General features: G+C 58.1%; 15 protein-coding genes. 8 read left to right on the forward strand and 7 right to left on the reverse strand.

The features are described from left to right. Positions 1-50: 50 nt before the first annotated feature. From RAC60_RS08830 to glyA, 7 genes are all read right to left on the reverse strand, one after another. A complete protein-coding gene (locus tag RAC60_RS08830) occupies positions 51-1,709 on the reverse strand; it encodes a BCCT family transporter (RefSeq protein WP_375093374.1) in 1,659 nt (552 codons plus the stop codon). 155 nt (positions 1,710-1,864) lie between these two features. Then, on the reverse strand, positions 1,865-2,725 hold the full coding sequence (gene purU / locus RAC60_RS08835; protein ID WP_033740385.1) for a formyltetrahydrofolate deformylase: 861 nt from the start codon (positions 2,723-2,725) through the stop codon (positions 1,865-1,867). Positions 2,726-2,791: 66 nt separating this feature from the next. Then, positions 2,792-3,466 carry a sarcosine oxidase subunit gamma gene (locus RAC60_RS08840; RefSeq protein WP_033740383.1) on the reverse strand — a complete coding sequence of 225 codons (675 nt, stop codon included), beginning with the start codon at positions 3,464-3,466 and terminating at the stop codon, positions 2,792-2,794. Further along, positions 3,459-6,479, reverse strand: a complete 3,021-nt coding sequence (locus tag RAC60_RS08845; protein WP_324030391.1) for a sarcosine oxidase subunit alpha family protein — start codon at positions 6,477-6,479, stop codon at positions 3,459-3,461. Before RAC60_RS08845 ends, RAC60_RS08840 begins: the two co-directional genes overlap by 8 nt. A 12-nt stretch (positions 6,480-6,491) precedes the next feature. Continuing rightward, the gene (locus tag RAC60_RS08850) at positions 6,492-6,779 is read right to left on the reverse strand and encodes a sarcosine oxidase subunit delta (RefSeq protein ID WP_033740381.1); all 288 of its coding nucleotides are present in this window, start codon (positions 6,777-6,779) and stop codon (positions 6,492-6,494) included. 11 nt (positions 6,780-6,790) lie between these two features. Then, entirely contained in the window at positions 6,791-8,044 is a 1,254-nt protein-coding gene (locus tag RAC60_RS08855) for a sarcosine oxidase subunit beta family protein (protein ID WP_375093465.1), read from the reverse strand. A gap of 85 nt (positions 8,045-8,129) precedes the next feature. Then, on the reverse strand, positions 8,130-9,395 hold the full coding sequence (gene glyA / locus RAC60_RS08860) for a serine hydroxymethyltransferase (RefSeq protein WP_324030393.1): 1,266 nt from the start codon (positions 9,393-9,395) through the stop codon (positions 8,130-8,132). Positions 9,396-9,708: 313 nt separating this feature from the next. On the opposite strand from glyA, the gene RAC60_RS08865 reads away from it, so the two are divergent. From RAC60_RS08865 to RAC60_RS08900, 8 genes are all read left to right on the forward strand, one after another. Then, positions 9,709-11,085 carry an L-serine ammonia-lyase gene (locus tag RAC60_RS08865; protein ID WP_054633517.1) on the forward strand — a complete coding sequence of 459 codons (1,377 nt, stop codon included), beginning with the start codon at positions 9,709-9,711 and terminating at the stop codon, positions 11,083-11,085. Between the two features lie 335 nt (positions 11,086-11,420). After that, a complete protein-coding gene (locus RAC60_RS08870; protein ID WP_324030395.1) occupies positions 11,421-12,569 on the forward strand; it encodes a GlxA family transcriptional regulator in 1,149 nt (382 codons plus the stop codon). A 209-nt stretch (positions 12,570-12,778) separates the two neighbouring features. Next, on the forward strand, positions 12,779-13,756 hold the full coding sequence (locus RAC60_RS08875) for a dipeptidase (RefSeq protein WP_033740378.1): 978 nt from the start codon (positions 12,779-12,781) through the stop codon (positions 13,754-13,756). A gap of 38 nt (positions 13,757-13,794) precedes the next feature. Next, entirely contained in the window at positions 13,795-14,322 is a 528-nt protein-coding gene (locus RAC60_RS08880; protein WP_033740376.1) for a DUF5943 domain-containing protein, read from the forward strand. A gap of 93 nt (positions 14,323-14,415) precedes the next feature. Beyond that, entirely contained in the window at positions 14,416-16,479 is a 2,064-nt protein-coding gene (gene dgcA / locus RAC60_RS08885; RefSeq protein WP_375093379.1) for a dimethylglycine demethylation protein DgcA, read from the forward strand. 65 nt (positions 16,480-16,544) lie between these two features. Next, positions 16,545-18,503, forward strand: coding sequence for a (Fe-S)-binding protein (locus tag RAC60_RS08890; protein WP_324030399.1), 1,959 nt, complete (start codon positions 16,545-16,547; stop codon positions 18,501-18,503). Next, the gene (locus RAC60_RS08895; RefSeq protein ID WP_324030400.1) at positions 18,503-19,738 is read left to right on the forward strand and encodes an electron transfer flavoprotein subunit alpha/FixB family protein; all 1,236 of its coding nucleotides are present in this window, start codon (positions 18,503-18,505) and stop codon (positions 19,736-19,738) included. Before RAC60_RS08890 ends, RAC60_RS08895 begins: the two co-directional genes overlap by 1 nt. After that, entirely contained in the window at positions 19,728-20,519 is a 792-nt protein-coding gene (locus RAC60_RS08900) for an electron transfer flavoprotein subunit beta (RefSeq protein WP_033740372.1), read from the forward strand. Before RAC60_RS08895 ends, RAC60_RS08900 begins: the two co-directional genes overlap by 11 nt. Positions 20,520-20,526: the final 7 nt, after the last annotated feature.

Here is a 20,526-nt window from a genome sequence, read left to right on the forward strand (position 1 = left end):
TTTTCTGCCACAGCGGACAGCCTGACCTGCGCGGTCCGCTCAACGCTGACTTATTGATTACGCACCGCAGGGGCAGAACGTGCCAGCCGCGGTTCTGACATCAGTCCTTTCACCACCGCGACTGAGGCGATCAGCAAGACCAGTGCGAACGGCAGCCCGGTCGAGACCACCATCGCCTGTAGTGCATCCAGCCCACCGCCGAGGATCAACGTTATCGCAACCAGCCCTTCAAACACGCACCAGAACACGCGTTGTGAAGTGGGAGAGTCGATCTTGCCACCGGAAGCAATAATATCGATGACCAGCGTGCCCGAATCCGCCGACGTCACAAAAAACACCACCACCAGAATAATCGCCACCACGCAGGTGATTTTTGCCAGCGGCAACGTATCCAGCATGGTGAATAACTGCAGCGGCAGAACAGCATCGGCAATGCTCTGATAGCCTTCGGTGAAATACTGATAAATGGTGGTGCCGCCCAGCACCGTCATCCACAGCACGCAGGCCAGTGACGGCACCAGCAGTACCGAGATCATGAATTCACGCACCGTGCGACCACGCGAGATGCGTGCAATGAACATCCCGACAAAGGGTGACCATGAGATCCACCATGCCCAGTAAAACGAGGTCCAGCCTGCGGCAAAATTGCTGTCAGGGCGGGCAACCGGATTCGACAGGGCGGGCAAAAACGCAAGATAGGAAGCCAGGTTTGAGAAAAAACCGCTAAACAAAATCAGGGTAGGGCCGACCACAATGATAAACAGCAGCAGTAACCCAGCCAGAATCATGTTGGCTTCAGATAACCGCCGTACGCCGACATCCAGCCCGGCCACCACCGAAAAGGTGGCAATCGCGGTGATGACGATCACCAGGACAATCTGCGTAGTTTGTCCTAATGGCACATCAAACAGAAAATTCAGGCCGGACGCCGCCTGGGAAGCGCCCAGCCCCAGCGAGGTTGCCAGACCAAACAGCGTCGCCAGTACAGCCAGGATATCAATGATGTGTCCCGGCCAGCCCCACACCGCGTCGCCCAGCAGCGGATAAAACAGCGAGCGGATCGTCAGCGGTAAACCTTTATTGAAAGAGAACAGCGCCAGACCTAATGCCAGAAAGGCGTAAATGGCCCAGGGATGCAGCGCCCAGTGAAAAATCGTGGCGGCCATCGCCAGCTGCTGCGCATTGTCGGCCGCGCCAACTGCACCATTCAGGGGAGCCCAGTCGGTACGTACACCGTTTTCCACGACGGTGCCACCCATTGAGCTGGAGAAGTGCGACAAAGGCTCGGAAACGCCATAAAACATCAGGCCAATGCCCATTCCGGCGGCAAACAGCATGGAGAACCAGGTCACGTAATTGTAGTCAGGGCGGGCCAGCGTGCCGCCGAGGCGCACTTTACCGAGGGGGGAAATAATCAGGCCGAGACAGAGAAGAACAAAAATATTTCCGGCACTGATAAAGAACCAGTCGAGTCGGGTGGTCAGCCAGTTCAGCATTCCTTTAAACAGCGGTGCCACATCACTTTGAAAGACGAGCGTTAAAACGATAAAGGCAATAATGATCATCCCGGAGAGAACAAATACCCGGTTGTGAATATCCAGACCGAAGGAGCCAACATTTACCACGATATTGTCCTGCCCCACCTGATAATCAGTATCATAAGGTGCGACGTCCCCGTCAGGCAGCATGGGATCTCTGGCGTCTGCCATAATCATTTCCTCGCGATTTGTTCGTTGTTGTTAATGCCATCCTCAGCACGCCGGGCTGGCTCTGTTTTAGTTAACGGACATCGTTTCGCTCATCCCTGACAATCCCTGTTTTCCTGTGGTGCAAGAGTGCGGCTATCAGTCGCCTTTCCTTTCATTCAGCTGAACACCACCGTACGTTTTCCGCTTAAAAACACCCGTTTTTCGACGTGATAACGCACGGCATTAAATAACGTTACCCGCTCAATATCCTGTCCACGACTAATCAGGTCATCCGGATAAAGGGCGTGATCGACGCTCTGAATGCCCTGGGTAATAATCGGCCCTTCATCCAGATCGTTATTCACATAGTGGGCAGTGGCGCCGACCATTTTTACCCCTTTTTCCCAGGCCTGATGGTAAGGGCGCGCGCCTTTAAAGCCCGGCAGCAGGGAGTGATGAATATTGATGGCTTTTCCGTCGAGTTTTTCGCACATGGCAGGTGACAGGACCTGCATATAACGGGCCAGCACTACCAGGTCGATATGATGCTGCGCCAGCAGCGCCATAATGCGGGCTTCCTGTTCGGCGCGGTTCGCGTTATTTACCGGCAGATGGTAATAAGGAATACCGTGCCATTCGGCCAGGGAACAGAGATCGGGATGGTTAGAAATGATCAGCGGGACATCAATATTGAGCTGGCCGGTGCGGTGACGAAATAACAGATCGTTAAGACAGTGATCGAATTTAGACACCAGAATAGCGACGCGTTCGCGATGCTGCGGCGGCGTGAGTTGCCAGTGCATTTCAAAGGGCATCACGCGCGGCGTGAAATTATCCCGAAAAAGGTCGGTACTGAAGGGGGAGGCGGGTGAAAAGGCAACGCGAATAAAAAAACGGTGACTGACCCTGTCATCAAAAGAGTGTATTTCATTGATGTAGTGACCGGACTCTGCCATGAATCGGGTCACAACATCCACGGTACCCAGTTTACTCGGGCAACTGGCGGTAAAAATCCATGAATCGGGCAGCGCGCTCATGGGCAGCTCCTGTGAAGAAGAGAAACGCGTGCCGTCGGAAACGCGTCCGGCCGGCACAACAGGGCATTACTTCGTAATGGTCAGGCCATATTCACGACTGGCATCCTGTAACCACAGCCAGATGTAGTCGGCGAAGCTACGACGGACGACCAGTTCCCAGCGGTCTTCGCCGGTCCGGCGGATCAGTGCGCTGCTTTTAGCAAATACCGAACCTGCGACTTTGCCCACCGGGAACGCACGGGGATGAAGATCCAACACCGTGCTTTTCTTCAGCACATCAATGGCATGTTTGCCGGAGAGCGTCAGTATCGTCTGTCCGCCGCTGACGTTGACCACGGAGTAGTGACCGTCAATCTCTGCGCGCAACGCTTTTTCCACCGGAAACAGCTGATCCATTGGCAGAACCACCAGCCATTCGTCGGGACTCAGCCAGCGCACAGAAATGTCGCCCTCTTCACAGGAGGTAAGGGGGACGGTGGGCAGCGCTACACCCAGCACCGTCAGGCAACCCCGCATAAAACTCCGGTTCTGCTGTGAACCGCGCAGCACCAGATGGCCCAGCAGCGCCTGTTCGCGCAGCTGAACGCCACCGGGCTGCGCATGGCTGGCCGCCAGCTTGTCCAGCCCGACGTGATGCAAAGGGGATTCGGCGCGTACCTGCGCAGGCGCACACTGATCCATGACCGCCACCTGTCTGACAGTCTTTGCCGGTTTGGTTTCAGGTAAGAGGGTTTCAGACATGTTGACGTTCTCCTTTCGGATCGATAAAGATCGTGCTGCAGATTTCCGCTTCGACCACCCGGCCATCGGCCAGCGGGTAGAATACGGTTTCGCCCATGCGAGACAGCCCGCCTTTGATAAAGCCCATGGCGATGCTGCGATTCAGGTTAGCGCTCCAGTAGCTGGAGCTGATGTGGCCCAGGATATCCATCGGGACAGGCTGAGCAGGATCGGCCACCGCCTGCGCGCCTTCCGGCAAGACGATCATAGGATCGCGTGTTTTCAGCCCGACCAGCTGTTTGCGCTGGTCACGTACGCAGTCAGCCCGCGCCATGCCGCGTTTGCCGATATAGCTGAACGGTTTTGTGTCCGCGACGCACCAGCTCATATTGAGATCGTGCGGCGTCACCGAGCCGTCGGTGTCCTGACCGGCAATGATGAATCCCTTCTCGGCGCGCAGGATATGCATGGTTTCGGTGCCGTAAGGCGTCAGATCGTATTTTGCGCCGTGCGCAAAGAGTTTCTCCCAGACGTACAGGCCGTAATTGGCCTGTACGTTGATCTCAAACGACAGCTCACCGGTAAAGGAGATACGGAAGAGTCGTGCCGGTACGCCCGCTATCTTGCCTTCCTGCCAGTCCATAAACTTAAAGGTCTCTTTGTCCAGCGAGACGTCGCTGCACAGTTCAGCCAGTAAATTGCGGCTGTCGGGGCCGGATACGGTCATCGTGGCCCAGTGATCGGTCACGCTGGTAAAGAACACTTCCAGCTCCGGCCATTCGGTCTGATGGTACAGCTCCAGCCATTCCATGACGTGTGCCGCGCCGCCGGTGGTGGTGGTCATCAGGAAGTGGTTTTCCGCCAGGCATGACGTCACGCCATCGTCGAACACCATGCCGCTTTCGCCGCACATCAGACCGTAACGGCATTTGCCGACGCCCAGTTTGGCCCAGGCGTTGGTATAAACACGGCTGATAAACTCACGGGCATCTTTGCCCTGAATATCAATTTTGCCCAGCGTGGACGCATCCAGAATACCCACGCCATTGCGCACCGCACGACATTCGCGATCCAGCGTCTGTTGCATCGTTTCGCCGGCACGCGGGTAGTACCAGGGGCGCTTCCACTGGCCGACATCCTCGAACATCGCACCTTGCCTGACATGCCACGGGTGCATGGCGGTGAAGCGTTTGGGTTCAAACAGTTCACCACAGTTACGCCCCGCGATAGCGCCAAAGGCGATCGGCGTATAGTTCGGACGAAATACCGTGGTCCCGGTCTCGGGGATGCTCTTGCCCATCACTTTGGCGGCAATCGCCATGCCGTTGATATTGCCCAGCTTTCCCTGATCGGTACCAAACCCCATTGCCGTATAGCGTTTAATGTGCTCAATCGCTTCAAACCCTTCCCGCGTTGCCAGAGCGATACCGGCGGCCGTAACGTCATTCTGCAAATCCACAAACTGCTTGGGTGCGCGGCTGATCGGTTTGATGTGCGGAATATGGAACAGGGCGGCGGGCGGATATTCCAGCCACTTTTTCACGTCGGGCAGGGCGACCTCGACCGGCGTCAGGCCCAGCTTCAGCGCAGCGTCCTGTCCGGCATTGATGCCTTCCTGCAGCACGTTATCAAGCGCATAGCGCCCGTTGATGCCGCCTGCCGTCAACTGCTTCTGATGTGTCGGCCCGGGCAGGAAACCCGTCACGTCCGTGTTCCAGACCGGACGGCTGCCGGTATGGCCCGCCAGATGAATGACCGGGCTCCAGCCCCCAGAGCTGGCTACGGTGTCGCAGGTGAGGGAAAAGGGCTTGCCGGCGATCGCCTCACCTTTTTTATCCAGGGCGGCAATCGTGACGCCGCTGACGCGCTTTTTGCCCTTTACTTCAATAACGGCACTGCCGGTGATGATTCGAATACCGCGGCCACGAACAGCGGCGGCCAGTTCACCTTTGGTCACGGTTCGGGTATCTACCACGGCGACCACCTCGCGTCCCGCATCAGCCCAGTCGAGCGCGGTTCGGTAAGCGCTGTCATTGGTGGTCATCAGCACCAGTTGGTGCCCGGGCACCACGCCATAGCGGTTGATGTAGGTGGAGATGGCAGAAGGGATCATGCAGCCCGGTACATCGTTATGGCTAAACACCAGCGGTCGCTCCTGGGCACCGGTGGCCAGCACGACCCAGTGTGCCCGGACGCGGTGCATACGCTGGCGAACCTGTGCCGCCGCAGCGCGATCGCCTTTGTAGTCGGTTCGGTTCTCGTTAACGGTAAGAAAGTTATGGTCGTGATAGCCATTCACCGTGGCGCGCGTCAGCAGCGTCACCTCCGGCATCGTCGCCAGTTCCGCCACCACCTTGTTGACCCATTCCATCGCCGGTTTGCCGTCAATCTGTTCCCGGCTGGCAAGCAGATGGCCACCGAATTCATCCTGCTCATCCGCCAGGATGACGCGGGCGCCGCTGCGACCGGCGGCGAGTGCCGCCATCAGGCCCGCAGGCCCGCCGCCCACAACCATGAGATCGCAATGCTGGTTCATGGCGTCATAGATATCGGGATCTTTCTCGCGTGGCGCGCGACCCAGACCGGCGGCTTTGCGGATGAATTTCTCATAGGTCGGCCACATCGATTGCGGATACATAAAGGTTTTGTAGTAAAACCCCGGCGGCATCACTTTGCCGCCAAGGTTGCCTACCAGACTCATCAGGTCGGATTCGACAGACGGCCAGCCGTTGGTGGCCGAACAGACCAGGCCGTCATAAAGGGCCTGCTGGGTAGCGCGCACGTTTGGCACCTGCGTGGCTTCTGTCGCGCCAAGCTGTAGCACTGCGTTCGGCTCTTCAGCGCCGGCGGCGACAATGCCGCGTGGACGGCTGTATTTAAAACTGCGACCGACAATATCAATGCCGTTGGCGAGCAGGGCGGAGGCGACGGTATCGCCTTCATAGCCCTGATACGGCTTGCCATTCCACGTAAAAGTCAGCGTACTGGAACGGTTAATTCTGCCGCCGGACGGCAGGCGATTCTTCTGGCTCATGCGCTCCGCTCCTTACGCGTGTTCACGGGATTCAGGCTGTTCGTTGAGTGTGTAAACCTGTTTGATCTCATAAGTCTGGGTATCACGTACCAGATTAAAGAATTTGCGGCATCCCGCGCTGTGCACCCAAAGTTCGTGATGTAATCCGCGCGGGTTTTTACGGAAATAGAGAAAGGTTCCCCACGCTTCATCACTGCACTGATCCGGGTTAGCAGGCCGCGCGATATGCGCCTGGCCACGGGGATGAAACTCTTCTTCTTCGCGATACTCACCACAGTGAGGACAGTAAATGTGCAGCATGTTGTCACTCCTTAGTGGGCTACGCCTGCGGCGCCATGTTCATCGACCAGCGCACCAGTATAAAACCGGGACAGGGCGAAGGGTTCGGCAATCGGGTGCGGCGTGCCGTGCGCTAACTGATGGGCAAAAAGGTTGCCGGAGCCAGGCGTAGCCTTAAAGCCACCGGTGCCCCAGCCGCAGTTAAAGAACAGGTTGCGCACCGGGGTGGACGAGAGAATCGGGCTGGCATCCGGGCAGGTGTCGACAATGCCGCCCCACTGACGGTTCATGCGGACACGGCTGGTGCACGGAAACAGCTCAACAATCGCCTGAATGGTGTGTTCGATGACGCTGTAGGAGCCGCGCTGACCATAGCCGACCCAGCCATCAATACCTGCGCCGATGACCAGATCACCTTTATCTGACTGACTCATATAGCCATGCACATGGTTGGACATGACGACGGTATCCAGGAAGGGCTTGATCGGCTCGGAGACCATCGCCTGAAGCGGATGGGATTCAACCGGCAACTCAAAGCCGGCCATTTTGGCCATCACGCCAGAGTTACCGGCGGTGACGCACCCCACACGATCCGCTTTAATTACGCCGTGGTGGCGGGTTTTGACGCCGGTGATTTTGCCGTCACTGATTTCCATATCAATGACCTCGCAGTTCTGAATCAGATCGACGCCCAGGCTGTCCGCCGCACGGGCATAACCCCAGGCCACCGCATCGTGACGGGCATTGCCCCCGCGCCGCTGCACCGACGCGCCCAGTACCGGATAGCGCGCATCTTTGCTGCAGTCCAGTGCGGGGATCTCTTTCTGTAACTGGTCGCCGTAAACCATCTCGTTGTCGATGCCCTGCAGGCGATTGGCATTCGCCAGTCGTTCATTGGTGCGCAGGTCCTGCAACGTATGGCAGGTGTGATAAACCCCACGCTGAGAGAACATCTGGTTGTAGTTCAGCTCTTGTGACAGGCCTTCCCATAATTTCATGGCGTGCTCATACAGCGCTGCGGATTCATCCCACAGGTAGTTGGAGCGGACAATCGTTGTGTTACGGCAGATGTTGCCGCCGCCAAGATGGCCTTTTTCCAGCACCGCCACGTTGGTGATGCCGTGCTCTTTCGCCAGATAGTAGGCGGTAGCCAGACCGTGCCCCCCGCCGCCGATGATAATAACGTCGTAGCGTTTCTGCGGGGTGGGGTTGCGCCAGACTTTCTGCCAGTTCTCGTGATAGCTCAGACTGTGCCTGAGCAGGCCAAATCCTGAATAGCGTTGCATCATTTCTACTCCAGTAACTCTCGCGCGTGGGCGAATTGACAGACGATAAAACCGCGCCGCCGACCGAAGCCGGTGGCCGCCTGGCCTAACGGTAAACCGGGAAGTCCGCGCACAGGGACAGCACCTGCTGCTTCACCTGAGCAATCTTCGTCTCCAGCATGTCGGCGTTGTTCATCACATCCAGGATGTCGGCAATCCAGCCGGCCAGCATGCGACAGTGCGCTTCGCTGAAGCCGCGCGTGGTAACAACCGGCGCGCCAATGCGCAGACCGGAGGTCACAAACGGGGATTGTGGATCGCCGGGAACGGCATTTTTGTTGACGGTAATGTTGGCGCGTCCCAGCGCCGCATCGGCCGCTTTACCGGTCAGCCCCTGTTTAATCAGGCTGAGTAAAAACAGGTGGTTGTCGGTGCCGCCTGAGACCACATCGTAGCCACGCGTCATAAACACGTCGGCCATCGCGCGGGCATTGTTGACCACGCGACGCTGGTAGTCGGTATAGTCAGGCTGCATGGCCTCTTTAAAGGCGACGGCTTTGGCGGCGATCACATGCATCAACGGACCGCCCTGGCCGCCCGGAAACACGGCAGCGTTGAGCTTTTTCTCCAGCTCGGGGTTGGTTTTTGCCAGAATCAGGCCGCCGCGCGGACCGCGCAGGGTTTTATGCGTGGTGGTAGTGACCACATCGGCATAGGGCAGTGGAGTGGGATAAAGGCCCGCCGCGACCAGGCCCGCCACATGCGCCATGTCGACAAACAGCCAGGCACCGACCTTATCGGCAATGGCGCGGAAGCGCGCCCAGTCCACGACGCGTGAGTAGGCCGAGAAACCGGCGACGATCATTTTCGGCCGATGTTCCAGCGCCAGCGCTTCGACCTGTTCATAATCAATTTCGCCGCTGGCTTCATTCAGGCCGTACTGCACGGCACGGTAAATTTTGCCGGAGAAGCTGACATGGGCGCCGTGCGTCAGATGACCGCCGTGCGCCAGGCTCATGCCCAGAATGGTGTCGCCCGGCTGGCACAACGCCATATAGACCGCCGCATTCGCCTGCGAGCCCGAATGGGGCTGCACGTTAGCGTAATCGGCACCAAACAGCGCACAGGCACGTTCTGTTGCCAGTTTTTCGACTACGTCGACATATTCACAGCCGCCGTAGTAGCGCTTCCCCGGATAGCCTTCTGCATATTTATTGGTCAGTACCGTACCCTGAGCCTGCATCACGCGCGGGCTGGTGTAATTCTCGGAGGCGATAAGCTCAATATGCTCTTCCTGACGCACCGCTTCCTGTTCAATGGCCTGCCACAGTTCACTGTCAAAGCTTTGAATATCGTCGCGCTTCGCAAACATGCTTTTCTCCTTGCCCGGATAACCACGCAGCGCCTGCTTTGGGCCTGAACCGTTCAGGGCAGCGGTAGAGTGAATGTGGGAGGGATAATAACCAGCGTCACCGATGCCGGAATGTTTGGTAGCGCCCCGGCGATGTCAATTTGCGACATACCCACGCAAGGCGGACACATTGAACGGTGAGGAACGGCAGAAAGGGCAAAACATGGCGAATTCATCGCCAAATACGTCGTTATCCGGCATCTCTTGTTTTTCATCCGCGCAGATAATGCGGCTGTCATTCACTCAACGGCAGGCATAAGCCCGGGAGCGCAACATGAGTATCAGTGTCTTCGATCTGTTCAAAGTCGGAATTGGTCCCTCCAGTTCACATACCGTTGGCCCTATGCGCGCGGCACAACGCTTTGTCGAACCGCTCGGTCACCGTGAGGATCGTGGGATGATTTACCGCATCAAAGTCGAACTGTTTGGTTCGCTCAGCGCCACCGGGCGCGGGCACAGTACGGATAAAGCGGTACTGATGGGGCTGATGGGCGCCTCACCCGATACCGTCGATCCCGCTACGATCAACAGCACGATACAGGCGATTGATGAAACCGGCTCCCTCACGCTGCCCTGGGGAGAAAACATTGCGTTCGACAGCCATGAGGACCTGCTGTTTGTCGATGATGTGCTCGCTTACCATCCGAACGCGATGCGTCTGAGCGCGTTTTACCGCAACGGGCAAAGCCGTTCGACCGTGTATTACTCCATTGGGGGCGGATTTGTGCTGGATGAGGATGAGGCGCTGGCGTCGGCACATCGGGTGCCACAGTGCACGCTGCCCTACGACTTTAACAGCGGCGCCGCTTTGCTGGCACACTGTGCGGACCGGCAGTTACGCATCAGTGCACTGATGCTGGAGAATGAAAAAGTCTGGCGCACGGAGGCCGGGATTCGGACCGGTCTGGCGCAGATCTGGCAGGTGATGCAGCAGTGCATTGCCAATGGTCTGGAAAATGAAGGCATCCTGCCGGGAGGGCTTAACGTGCGCCGACGAGCGCCCATGCTCTACCGATCGCTGTGCCGCGCCTCAGCGGAAAATGTGATCAGTTCAACCCTGTCGGCGATGGACTGGATCAACCTCTATGCGCTGGCGGTCAATGAGGAGAATGCGGCAGGCGGGCGTATGGTTACCGCGCCCACGAACGGGGCGGCAGGTATTATCCCGGCGGTACTGATGTACTACATGAAGTTTGAACCCCAGGCGCGCGAAGACGATGTGGTCGATTTTCTGCTCGCGGCGGCGGCGATCGGCGCACTGTGCAAGAAAAATGCTTCCATTTCGGGGGCCGAAGTCGGCTGCCAGGGTGAGGTGGGGTCCGCCTGTGCTATGGCAGCAGCCGGCCTGACCGAGGTGCTGGGTGGCACACCCGAGCAGGTCGAAAACGCCGCCGAGATTGCGCTGGAGCATAATCTCGGTCTGACCTGCGATCCGGTTGGCGGGCTGGTGCAGGTGCCGTGCATCGAACGCAATGCCATTGCGGCAATGAAAGCGATAAACGCGGCACAGATGGCGCTGCGCGGCGACGGTCAGCACTTTATTTCGCTGGATAAAGTGATTCGCACCATGCGCGACACCGGACGGGATATGCAGGATAAATACAAGGAAACCTCGCGCGGCGGGCTGGCGGTCAACGCGATTGAATGTTAACGATGTGTTGGTTTTTGGTTACTTGTGCTTATGGGTTCGAATAAAAAACAGCCAGAAAAACACGTCACAAAACAGTGCAATAAAACCGTCATATGACTAAAACGGTTCAGCGAGTGCACCGTTATGAAGCCTGCCTGCGTTGAGAGGGCAGCAATGATCAAATCTGTGAAGCTGAACAAACATTTGTTTCGCTTATGTTAACTATGTGTCATTTTTGCGTCTTGCGACCTGGTGACGAATGGCATGGCTGTTGCTTACTCTATAGGTGTTGGAAAGCAGTTGGGTGAAATACCCCTGGGTGATGTTCCTGTTAAGCCTAATAGAGGTCAGCGCACATGTTCGATACAGACGCAATTCATAAACGTTCCTCTACTGAAAATAAAACGCGCAGCGTAGGCTTTTTGCTGGTGAATAACTTCACCATGATCGCGCTGGCAACCGCCGTTGAACCCTTACGCATGGCGAACCAGCTGAGCGGCAAGGAGCTGTACAGCTGGTATACCGTCAGTGAAGAGGGCGCGCCCGTTGTCGCCAGTGACGGGATTGCCATTACACCCGACCATTCGATGGCGAACGTGCCGGCACTGGATGTCATGATTGTGGTCGGCGGTGTCAACATTACCCGCAGCTATTCCAGTCGACAGATTGGCTGGCTGCAAAGTCTGGCGCGCCGTAAGATCCTGATTGGTGGCATCTGTACCGGCCCGTACCTGCTGGCGGAAGCGGGGCTGCTGGATGGCTATCACTGCAGCGCCCACTGGGAATGCATAGCCTCCATGCAGGAAGCCTATCCCCGCGTGATCTGCACCAATCAGCTGTTTGTGATTGAGCAGGATCGCATGACCAGCAGTGGCGGTACTGTACCGATGGATATGATGCTGACGATGATTCAACGGCATTTTGGCCATCAGCTCACCGCCGCCATTTCAGAGATGTTTATCTGCGACCGGGTCCGCAACGAGTCCGACTACCAGCGTATTCCCCTGCGCCATGTACTCGGCACCGCCCAGCCCAGCCTGGTCGAAGCCGTTTCCCTGATGGAGGCCAATATCGAAGAGGCCATCGATCTGGATGAACTGGCCGGATACGTGGGCCTGTCCCGGCGACAGCTGGAACGGCTGTTCCAGAAATATCTGCACTGTTCGCCCTCACGTTACTACTTAAAGCTGCGTCTGTTCCGCGCCCGTCAGTTATTAAAACAAACCTCCATGTCGATTATTGAAATTGCGCTGGCCTGCGGTTTTGTTTCCACGCCGCACTTCAGTAAATGCTATCGCGAACACCTTGGCGTGCCGCCGCGTGAAGAGCGGCGCGGCGTTCACAGCCAGGGAAGCGGCAAAACGCTGACGCAGTTTTTTATGGCCGACCTGCCCGGGCTGACTAACTGGCAGCAGGAAAGCACCGTCTCCACCTCCCTGCGTATTCTGAACGAAGCGCGGTTTGAACCCACCTTTGGCTCCGTCACGCTGCCGGGCAATCTCTGACGCCTGTCTTACCCCACTGCGTCAGCAAAAAACAGCCTTTCGGGGCTGTTTTTTGCTTCGGGTCCCGCAACATATTGCCGTTTTTCTGTGCCCTGAACTGCGCCAGCGGTCAGGCAAGTGACGTTTTCAGAACAATTCTGCCCGCGCGTAAACCCTATTCTGTTTTCATCAGGCCGCATCCGGTTATGACGTAAACCAGAGAGGAAGATATGAACGCGACTGAATTGCATGATTCTGCGATTGTCATTGATGGGTTGGTCATTGCGAAGTGGGACAGAGCGCTGTTTGAAGATATGCGCCGCGGCGGACTCACCGCGGCCAACTGCACGGTATCCGTGTGGGAGGGCTTCCAGAGCACGGTGAATAACATCGTCGAGATGAATCACCTGATTGCGCAAAACGCCGATCTGGTCACCAAAGTCACCACGACGCGCGATATCCGCCGCGCTAAGGACGAAGGCAAAACCGGGATTCTGCTGGGCTTCCAGAACGCCCATGCGTTTGAAGACCAGCTTGGCTATATCCAGGTGTTTAAAGAACTGGGTGTCGGTGTGGTGCAGATGGCCTATAACACGCAGAACTTGGTCGGTACCGGCTGCTATGAGCGTGACGGCGGCCTCTCGGGCTACGGCCATGAAGTCGTGGCGGAAATGAACCGCGTCGGCATGCTGTGCGACCTGTCGCACGTCGGCGCGCAAACCTCGAAAGAGGTGATCCTCGCCTCGAAAAAACCGGTGTGCTACTCACACTGCCTGCCGTCAGGTCTGAAAGATCACCCGCGCAATAAATCGGATGAAGAGTTGAAGTTTATTGCCGATCACGGCGGCTTTGTTGGCGTCACCATGTTTACCCCGTTTTTAAAGAACGGTATTCACTCCACCATCGAGGATTATGTCGAAGCCATCGACTACATCTTTAACCGGGTCGGGGAAGACCAAATCGGCATTGGCACCGATTTCACCCAGGGACATGGCCAGGCATTTTTCGAATGGCTGACTCACGACAAAGGCTACGCCCGCCAGTTAACGGACTTCGGCAAGATCATCAACCCGGAGGGCATTCGTACTTTGGGCGAATTCCCGAATTTAACCGCCGCCTTGTTACGTCACGGCTTCACCGAAAAGCAGGTGCGTAAATTTATGGGCGAAAACTGGCTCAATCTGCTGGCCAATGTCTGGAACGAGTAAATCCGTTACCCATTCCTGTGAACACGTGAGGTTAAACCATGGCACATGCGCCTGAAATGCCTATCAGCGTCGATGATGAAACCGGCGTCTGGACCACCGATGCGTTACCGATGTTGTACGTACCGCGCCACTTTTTTGTGAATAACCATATGGGCATCGAAGAGGAAATTGGTGCAGAACGCTATGCCGCGATCCTCTACAAAGCGGGCTATAAATCCGCCTGGCACTGGTGTCAGAAAGAGGCCGAACTGCACGGTTTTTCGGGTGAGGCGGTGTTTGAACACTACATGAAACGCCTTTCTCAGCGCGGCTGGGGCTTTTTTACCACCGAGTCGCTGGACCTGAAGCAGGGGACCGCGCGCATCCGGCTCGATCACTCCGCGTTTGTGTATCAGTACGGCAAAGTGAACCGTAAGGTGGACTACATGTTTACCGGCTGGTTTGCCGGTGCCATGGACCAGATCGCCGAAAGCCTGGGCTACAGCGTAAGAACGCAGGCGGTGCAGACGCAGAGTGCGGCGGAAGAGGGCTGTGATTACGGTATCTTCACCGTTTCGCCGCGCTAAACACGCACGCGCCGCAGCCTGCTGCGTAAGACGCATGACCTGAAGGAACCGCTGGCTGGCGGCGGGCTATCAGAATTACGTGAAGGTGAAGCTATGTCACAGTTTGATCTGCTGTTTGAGCCATTGAAGATAAATAAACTGACTATCCGCAACCGCATTGTCAGCACGGCCCATGCCGAGGTGTACGCCACGGATGGCGGAATGACCACCGATCGCTACGTGAAATACTATGAAGAGAAAGCGAAGGGAGGATGTGGCCTCTGTATCTGCGGCGGCTCAAGCGTCGTGTCCATCGACAGTCCGCAGAGCTGGTGGAGCTCGGTCAACCTGAGCACTGATCGTATCATTCCGCACTTTCAGAATCTGGCCGATGCCGTGCATCAGCACGGCAGCAAAATCATGATTCAGATTAGCCATATGGGTCGCCGTTCACGCTGGGATGGGGAAAACTGGCCGAATCTGATGTCGCCGTCCGGTATTCGTGAACCGGTGCACCGCGCCACCTGTAAAACGATCGAGGAAGAGGAGATCTGGCGCGTCATTGGCGATTTCGCCAAAGCGGCGGTGCGGGCGAAAGCGGGCGGCCTGGATGGTGTCGAGTTATCGGCCGTGCATCAGCATATGATCGACCAGTTCTGGTCGCCGCGCGTCAATAAGCGCACGGATGAATGGGGTGGCAGCTTTGAAAAACGGATGCGTTTTGGCCTTGAAGTCCTGACTGCCGTGCGTGACGCGGTGGGGCCGGACTTTGTGGTGGGCATGCGCATCACCGGCGATGAGTTCCATCCGGACGGCCTCAGCCATGAGGACATGCGCCAGATTGCCGCGTACTACGATAAAATCGGCCTGGTCGATTATTTCGGTGTGGTCGGTTCCGGCTGTGACACCCACAACACGCTGGCTAACGTGATCCCCAACATGAGTTATCCGCCCGAGCCGTTCCTGCACCTGGCGGCAGGCATTAAAGAAGTGGTCTCGGTGCCGGTGATCCATGCGCAGAATATTAAAGATCCCAATCAGGCACAGCGCATTCTCGCCGCGGGCTATGTGGACTTTGTCGGCATGACGCGCGCCCACATCGCCGATCCGCACCTTATCGCCAAAATCAAAATGAATCAGGTAGACCAGATTCGTCAGTGCGTCGGGGCGAACTACTGTATCGACCGTCAGTATATGGGGCTGGATGTGCTGTGTATTCAGAACGCGGCCACCTCGCGCGAGTACATGGGGCTGCCGCATATCATTACCAAAACCGACGGCCCTGTGCGCAACGTCGTGGTCATCGGCGGCGGGCCTGGCGGACTGGAAGCCGCACGCGTGGCAGCCGAGCGCGGTCATAAGGTGACGCTGATCGAGCGCGCCAGTGAACTGGGCGGGCAGATCACCATTGCCGCCAAAGCGCCGCAGCGCGACCAGATGGCGGGGATTACGCGCTGGCTAGCGATGGAGCTGGCGCGCCTTAACGTTAACGTTATGACTGATACAACAGCGGATACGGCGATGATCCGGGACCTGAATCCGGATGTCTGCATCCTCGCTACGGGTGGACAACCTTTCCTTGAACAAAATCCGGAATGGGGCGCAGCCGACGGAAGGGTGGTCTCCAGCTGGGACATTCTCAACGGCGTGGTGGAGCCGGGCAAAAACGTACTGGTGTACGACGCCATCTGTGAATTCTCTGGCATGTCCGCCGCCGACTTCCTGGCGGCACGCGGCGCGTTAGTCGAACTGGTCACTGGCGACATCAAACCCGGCATTGGCATCGGCGGCACGACGTTCCCAACCTACTATCGCAGCCTGTATGAAAAAGCGGTCGTGATGACCGCTGATCTGGCGCTGGAGAAAGTGTATCGCGAAGGCGAGAAGCTGGTGGCGGTGCTGGAAAATGAGTATACCGGCCAGAAAGAGGAGCGGGTGGTCGATCAGATCGTGGTCGAGAACGGCACGCGTCCTGATGAGGCGCTGTACTACGCGCTGAAAGCCGAATCGCGCAACAACGGGCAGATTGATGTAGAGGCGCTGTTTGACATCAAACCGCAGCCGGTGTTGTCGCAGCCGGGCAGCGGCATGATCCTCTGGCGCCTGGGCGACTGCGTGTCGCAACGCAATGCCCACGCCGCGATTTACGATGCACTGCGTCTGTGTAAGGACCTGTAATTCGCCGTCGTTGACGTGCAGCCCGCGCGCTGCACATCGCAGAAATTGTCTGGTAAGGGCACATCATGGTACTCGATCGGTTACTTCCCTGGTTACTGCTTGGCGCAGTGATACTCGCCCTCATCGGTATGGTCAGGCGCATGCTGCTCTGGCGGCGCGGGCAGCCTGAAAAGGTGGCCCTGCTGAGCGGTTTGCTGGCCATGCCACGGCGCTATCTGGTCGATCTGCATCATGTCGTGGCACGCGATAAATACATGTCGCGCACCCATGTGGCGACCGCAGGTGGCTTTGTCCTGTCAATGTTACTGATTCTGGCGGTTCACCTCTTTCGCATCAGCAGCGTACTGGTCAATGGCGTACTGGCGGCCGCGCTGGTTGTCATGTTTACAGGCGCGCTGTTTGTCTGGTATCGCCGCCGCAATCCGCCCGCCCGGCTTTCGCGTGGCCCCTGGATGCGGCTGCCGAAAAGTCTGCTGGTGTTTGCGTTCACCTTCTTTATCACCACATTGCCGATCTCGGATCGGTTTGGCGAGGCCGGACGCTGGGCGCTGGCGCTGCTTCTGCTGGCGGGCATCATCTGGGGACTGGGTGAGATGGTGTTTGGCATGGCCTGGGGCGGACCGATGAAACATGCCTTTGCGGGCGCACTGCATCTGGCTTTTCATCGCCGGCCGGAACGCTTTGGCGGCGGACGTTCAACCGGACTCAAAAGCGTCGATCTCAATGCGCCGACGCTGGGCGTCGAAAAACCGGCGGATTTTAAATGGAATCAACTGCTCGGATTTGACGCCTGCGTCCAGTGCGGTAAGTGCGAAGCAATGTGCCCGGCATTTGCGGCGGGTCAGCCGCTAAACCCAAAAAAGCTGATTCAGGACATGGTGATCGGCATGGCAGGCGGCAACGATGCCCGTTTTGCGGGCAGCCCTTATCCCGGTGTACCCGTCGGTGAGGCCTGCGGCCAGCCGCATCAACCGATCGTCGGGGGGCTGATTAAAGAAGAGACGTTATGGTCCTGCACGACCTGCCGCGCCTGCGTTGAGGAGTGCCCGATGATGATCGAGCACGTTGATGCCATTGTCGATATGCGCCGTTTTATGACGCTGGAAAAGGGGCAAACACCAGGCAAGGGCGCGGCAGTGCTGGAAAACCTCAGTCTCACTGACAACCCGAACGGCTTTAATCCGCGCAGCCGTACGCACTGGGCGGCTGACCAGAACCTGCCGCTGATGCGCGACGTGAAACAGACCGACGTGCTGTTCTGGGTATCGGACGGCGCGTTTGATATGCGCAGTCAGCGTATCCTGCGCGCCTTCGTCAATATTCTTAAGGCCGCCAATGTGCGTTTTGCGGTGCTGGGCGATGAAGAACGGGACAGCGGCGATGTGGCGCGGCGGCTGGGCGATGACGCTACATTCCAGCACCTGGCGAAAAGCAACATTGCGACGCTGCAACAGTATCGTTTTAACCGCATCGTCACCACCGATCCGCATGCCTTTCACTGTCTGAAGAATGAATATCCTGAACACTATCCGGCTGGCACGCAGCCCGACTACGAGGTGCTGCACCACACGACATTCATCAACGAACTGGTTAAGGCACAGCTCCTGGACCTGAAGGATTACAAGGGCGGCAAGGTGACCTGGCACGATCCCTGTTATCTCGGCCGCTATAACGGTGAATATGCCGCTCCGCGCGAAGTGCTGGCGGAGCTGGGGATCACGCTGTCTGAAATGACCCGATCCGGCTTTCGTTCCCGCTGCTGCGGTGGCGGAGGCGGTGCGCCGGTGACGGATATTCCTGGTGAACGCCGTATCGCCGATATGCGCATGGAGGATGCCAGAGAGACCGGGGCGGAACTCATCGCTGTCGGTTGCCAGCAGTGTACCGCGATGCTGGAAGGCGTTGTCGGGCCACGTCCGGCGGTAAAAGACATCGCCGAACTGGTGGCTGAGGCGCTGAGCGAACCCAAAAAACCGCTGCCCGCGAAAATCCGCGACCGCCAAATTGCTGTGGAGGTTATCTGATGGAAACGATCATACGTCGCGATCCGCGCCTTGAGTGGATCAGCCGCAACCGCCTGCATCCCGACCATGCGGAGCGGTGTCAGCCGCCGGAGAGCCGCGGCCCGTCAGGGTTGCTGCGCAAAAACCCACACGTCGTGGGCTTTACCGGCCCGACTGGCCTCAGGCGCATTGACCGCGAGAACGGTAATGCCTGCGTGCAGCTCGCCAGCCGGCGTCTGGCCGGGGCTGATCATCCGGTCGAACGGCCGCTGTATCGTGTGGAGCAGCCCGATTACTGCGTGGCCGTGGTGCTCGACATGTCCGGCGGACGCCTTACCCGCCACGATCGCGATATTCTGGGCCAGGCTCATCAGCTGATCCAGCATGCTGGTGGCGCTGGCGTGGTGATGGCCGTGGTGTTTGGCGAGCATCGTGAAGGGGACTTTGCGACGGCCGGTGTGGATCGCCTGCTGCATCTCAGCGGCGAGCACTACACCGGCTACCGCCCGGAGCAGCGCATTCATGCACTGATGGCGGTTGAAAAAGAGTGGGCACCGCGTTTCTGGCTGTTCCCGGACAGCGTCGCGGGCGGCTTCGAACTTGGCTGCCGGTTTGCCGCCCGCACGGGCGAACGGCCCGCAACCCAGGTCTGGCGCGTAACCGGGGAAACCTGCACCAGCCGTGCCGCAGGCGGCAGCGCGGACATTACCCGACCGCTTGCGCGCGTGATGTTGCTGGCGGAGGAGTGCGCCGAACCGATCGACGACACCCGGCATGAGGTCTTGCCGGTCAGCATCGGGCCATTGAGTATCCGGACAAAACGTATTGAGGACTGCGGCCTGATACCGGTCGATCCGGCTGCGGTGCCGCTGGGCGAAGCGGAATTCATTCTGTCGGCAGGTAATGGCATCGGCAACTGGGAACAGTTTCATGCCACGGCCGCGCTTCTCGGGGCCACCGAAGGCGCAAGCCGTGTCGTGGTGGACAGCGGTCATATGCCGCGTTTCCGTCAGGTAGGGGCCACCGGCACCTGGGTCACGGCACGGGTTTATGTGGCGGTGGGCATCTCCGGCGCGGTACAGCATTTACAGGGCATTGCGCAGTGTGACCGGGTGATTGCCATTAATACCGACCCCGGCTGTGATATGGTCAGCCGCGCCTCGCTCAGCGTGATTGCCGACAGTGATGAGGTTCTGGCAGCGCTGGCACGGCGGGTGCGTGACTGGCGCAAAGAGGAGTTACATCATGCAGCATAATGTGCAACACAGCGGTTGCCGTATCACCGCGCTGGTGTCGGTGGGCAGGCATCCGGAATCCGGACGCGCCCGTCGGGCAGAACAGGACGCCCGCGCGGTAGAGCTTGGGCTGACGCTGGCGCAGGACACCCTGGAAGTCCTGCATGCGGGCGATCCGCATGATGCGGCGCTGCGCAGCTATGCCGGGATGGGCGTGGAGGCGCTGCGCGTGCTCGCCATGGACGAACAGGGCGACGCGGTGGCGGTATTGAGCCATTACCTTAGTCAGGATCAGCCGGACGTGATCCTGACCGGCGGCCGGTCGGAGCGGGGTGAGTCGTCCGGTATGCTGCCTTTTCTGCTGGCGGAAGCGCTGGCGATGCCGGTGGTGGTCGGCGTGGCGGAAATCGTCAGCCTGAACGGCACCGATGCCGAAGTATTACAGGCACTGCCGCGGGGACAGCGCCGGTTGCTACGCATTGCGCTGCCGTTTATCGCCAGCGTCGACATGGCCGCCTGCGCACCGCGTCAGGTCGCCTTTGGTCCGGCAAGCCGGGCGACGATTATGGCGCAGCCGGGCATTGAGGTGCGGGATGCGGCAAGAGCGGAATGGCAGATTGCCCCGGCGGTCAAACGGCCGAAGCGTCTCAAAAAGATCAAAGCCAAAACGGCTGCTGACCGCTTTAAAGCGGCAACCGCCAAATCACAGAGCGACGGCGGAAAGGTTTTGCAAAATAAACCGGTAGAGGAAATGGCGCAGGCGGTCTTTGATCTGCTGCTGGAGGAGGGAGTGATTCGCTAGGGCAACG

Source organism: Pantoea sp. BR_17, from assembly GCF_041955125.1.
Taxonomy (GTDB): domain Bacteria; phylum Pseudomonadota; class Gammaproteobacteria; order Enterobacterales; family Enterobacteriaceae; genus Pantoea; species Pantoea stewartii.

Coding starts and splice junctions, on each gene's coding strand:
- RAC60_RS08870 (WP_324030395.1), top strand. CDS start 11,421: ATGTTCGATACAGACGCAATTCATAAACGTTCCTCTACTGAAAATAAA.
- RAC60_RS08845 (WP_324030391.1), bottom strand. CDS start 6,479: ATGAGCCAGAAGAATCGCCTGCCGTCCGGCGGCAGAATTAACCGTTCC.
- RAC60_RS08890 (WP_324030399.1), top strand. CDS start 16,545: ATGGTACTCGATCGGTTACTTCCCTGGTTACTGCTTGGCGCAGTGATA.
- RAC60_RS08900 (WP_033740372.1), top strand. CDS start 19,728: ATGCAGCATAATGTGCAACACAGCGGTTGCCGTATCACCGCGCTGGTG.
- RAC60_RS08880 (WP_033740376.1), top strand. CDS start 13,795: ATGGCACATGCGCCTGAAATGCCTATCAGCGTCGATGATGAAACCGGC.
- RAC60_RS08840 (WP_033740383.1), bottom strand. CDS start 3,466: ATGTCTGAAACCCTCTTACCTGAAACCAAACCGGCAAAGACTGTCAGA.
- RAC60_RS08855 (WP_375093465.1), bottom strand. CDS start 8,044: ATGCAACGCTATTCAGGATTTGGCCTGCTCAGGCACAGTCTGAGCTAT.
- dgcA (WP_375093379.1), top strand. CDS start 14,416: ATGTCACAGTTTGATCTGCTGTTTGAGCCATTGAAGATAAATAAACTG.
- RAC60_RS08830 (WP_375093374.1), bottom strand. CDS start 1,709: ATGGCAGACGCCAGAGATCCCATGCTGCCTGACGGGGACGTCGCACCT.
- RAC60_RS08850 (WP_033740381.1), bottom strand. CDS start 6,779: ATGCTGCACATTTACTGTCCTCACTGTGGTGAGTATCGCGAAGAAGAA.
- RAC60_RS08865 (WP_054633517.1), top strand. CDS start 9,709: ATGAGTATCAGTGTCTTCGATCTGTTCAAAGTCGGAATTGGTCCCTCC.
- RAC60_RS08895 (WP_324030400.1), top strand. CDS start 18,503: ATGGAAACGATCATACGTCGCGATCCGCGCCTTGAGTGGATCAGCCGC.
- glyA (WP_324030393.1), bottom strand. CDS start 9,395: ATGTTTGCGAAGCGCGACGATATTCAAAGCTTTGACAGTGAACTGTGG.
- RAC60_RS08875 (WP_033740378.1), top strand. CDS start 12,779: ATGAACGCGACTGAATTGCATGATTCTGCGATTGTCATTGATGGGTTG.
- purU (WP_033740385.1), bottom strand. CDS start 2,725: ATGAGCGCGCTGCCCGATTCATGGATTTTTACCGCCAGTTGCCCGAGT.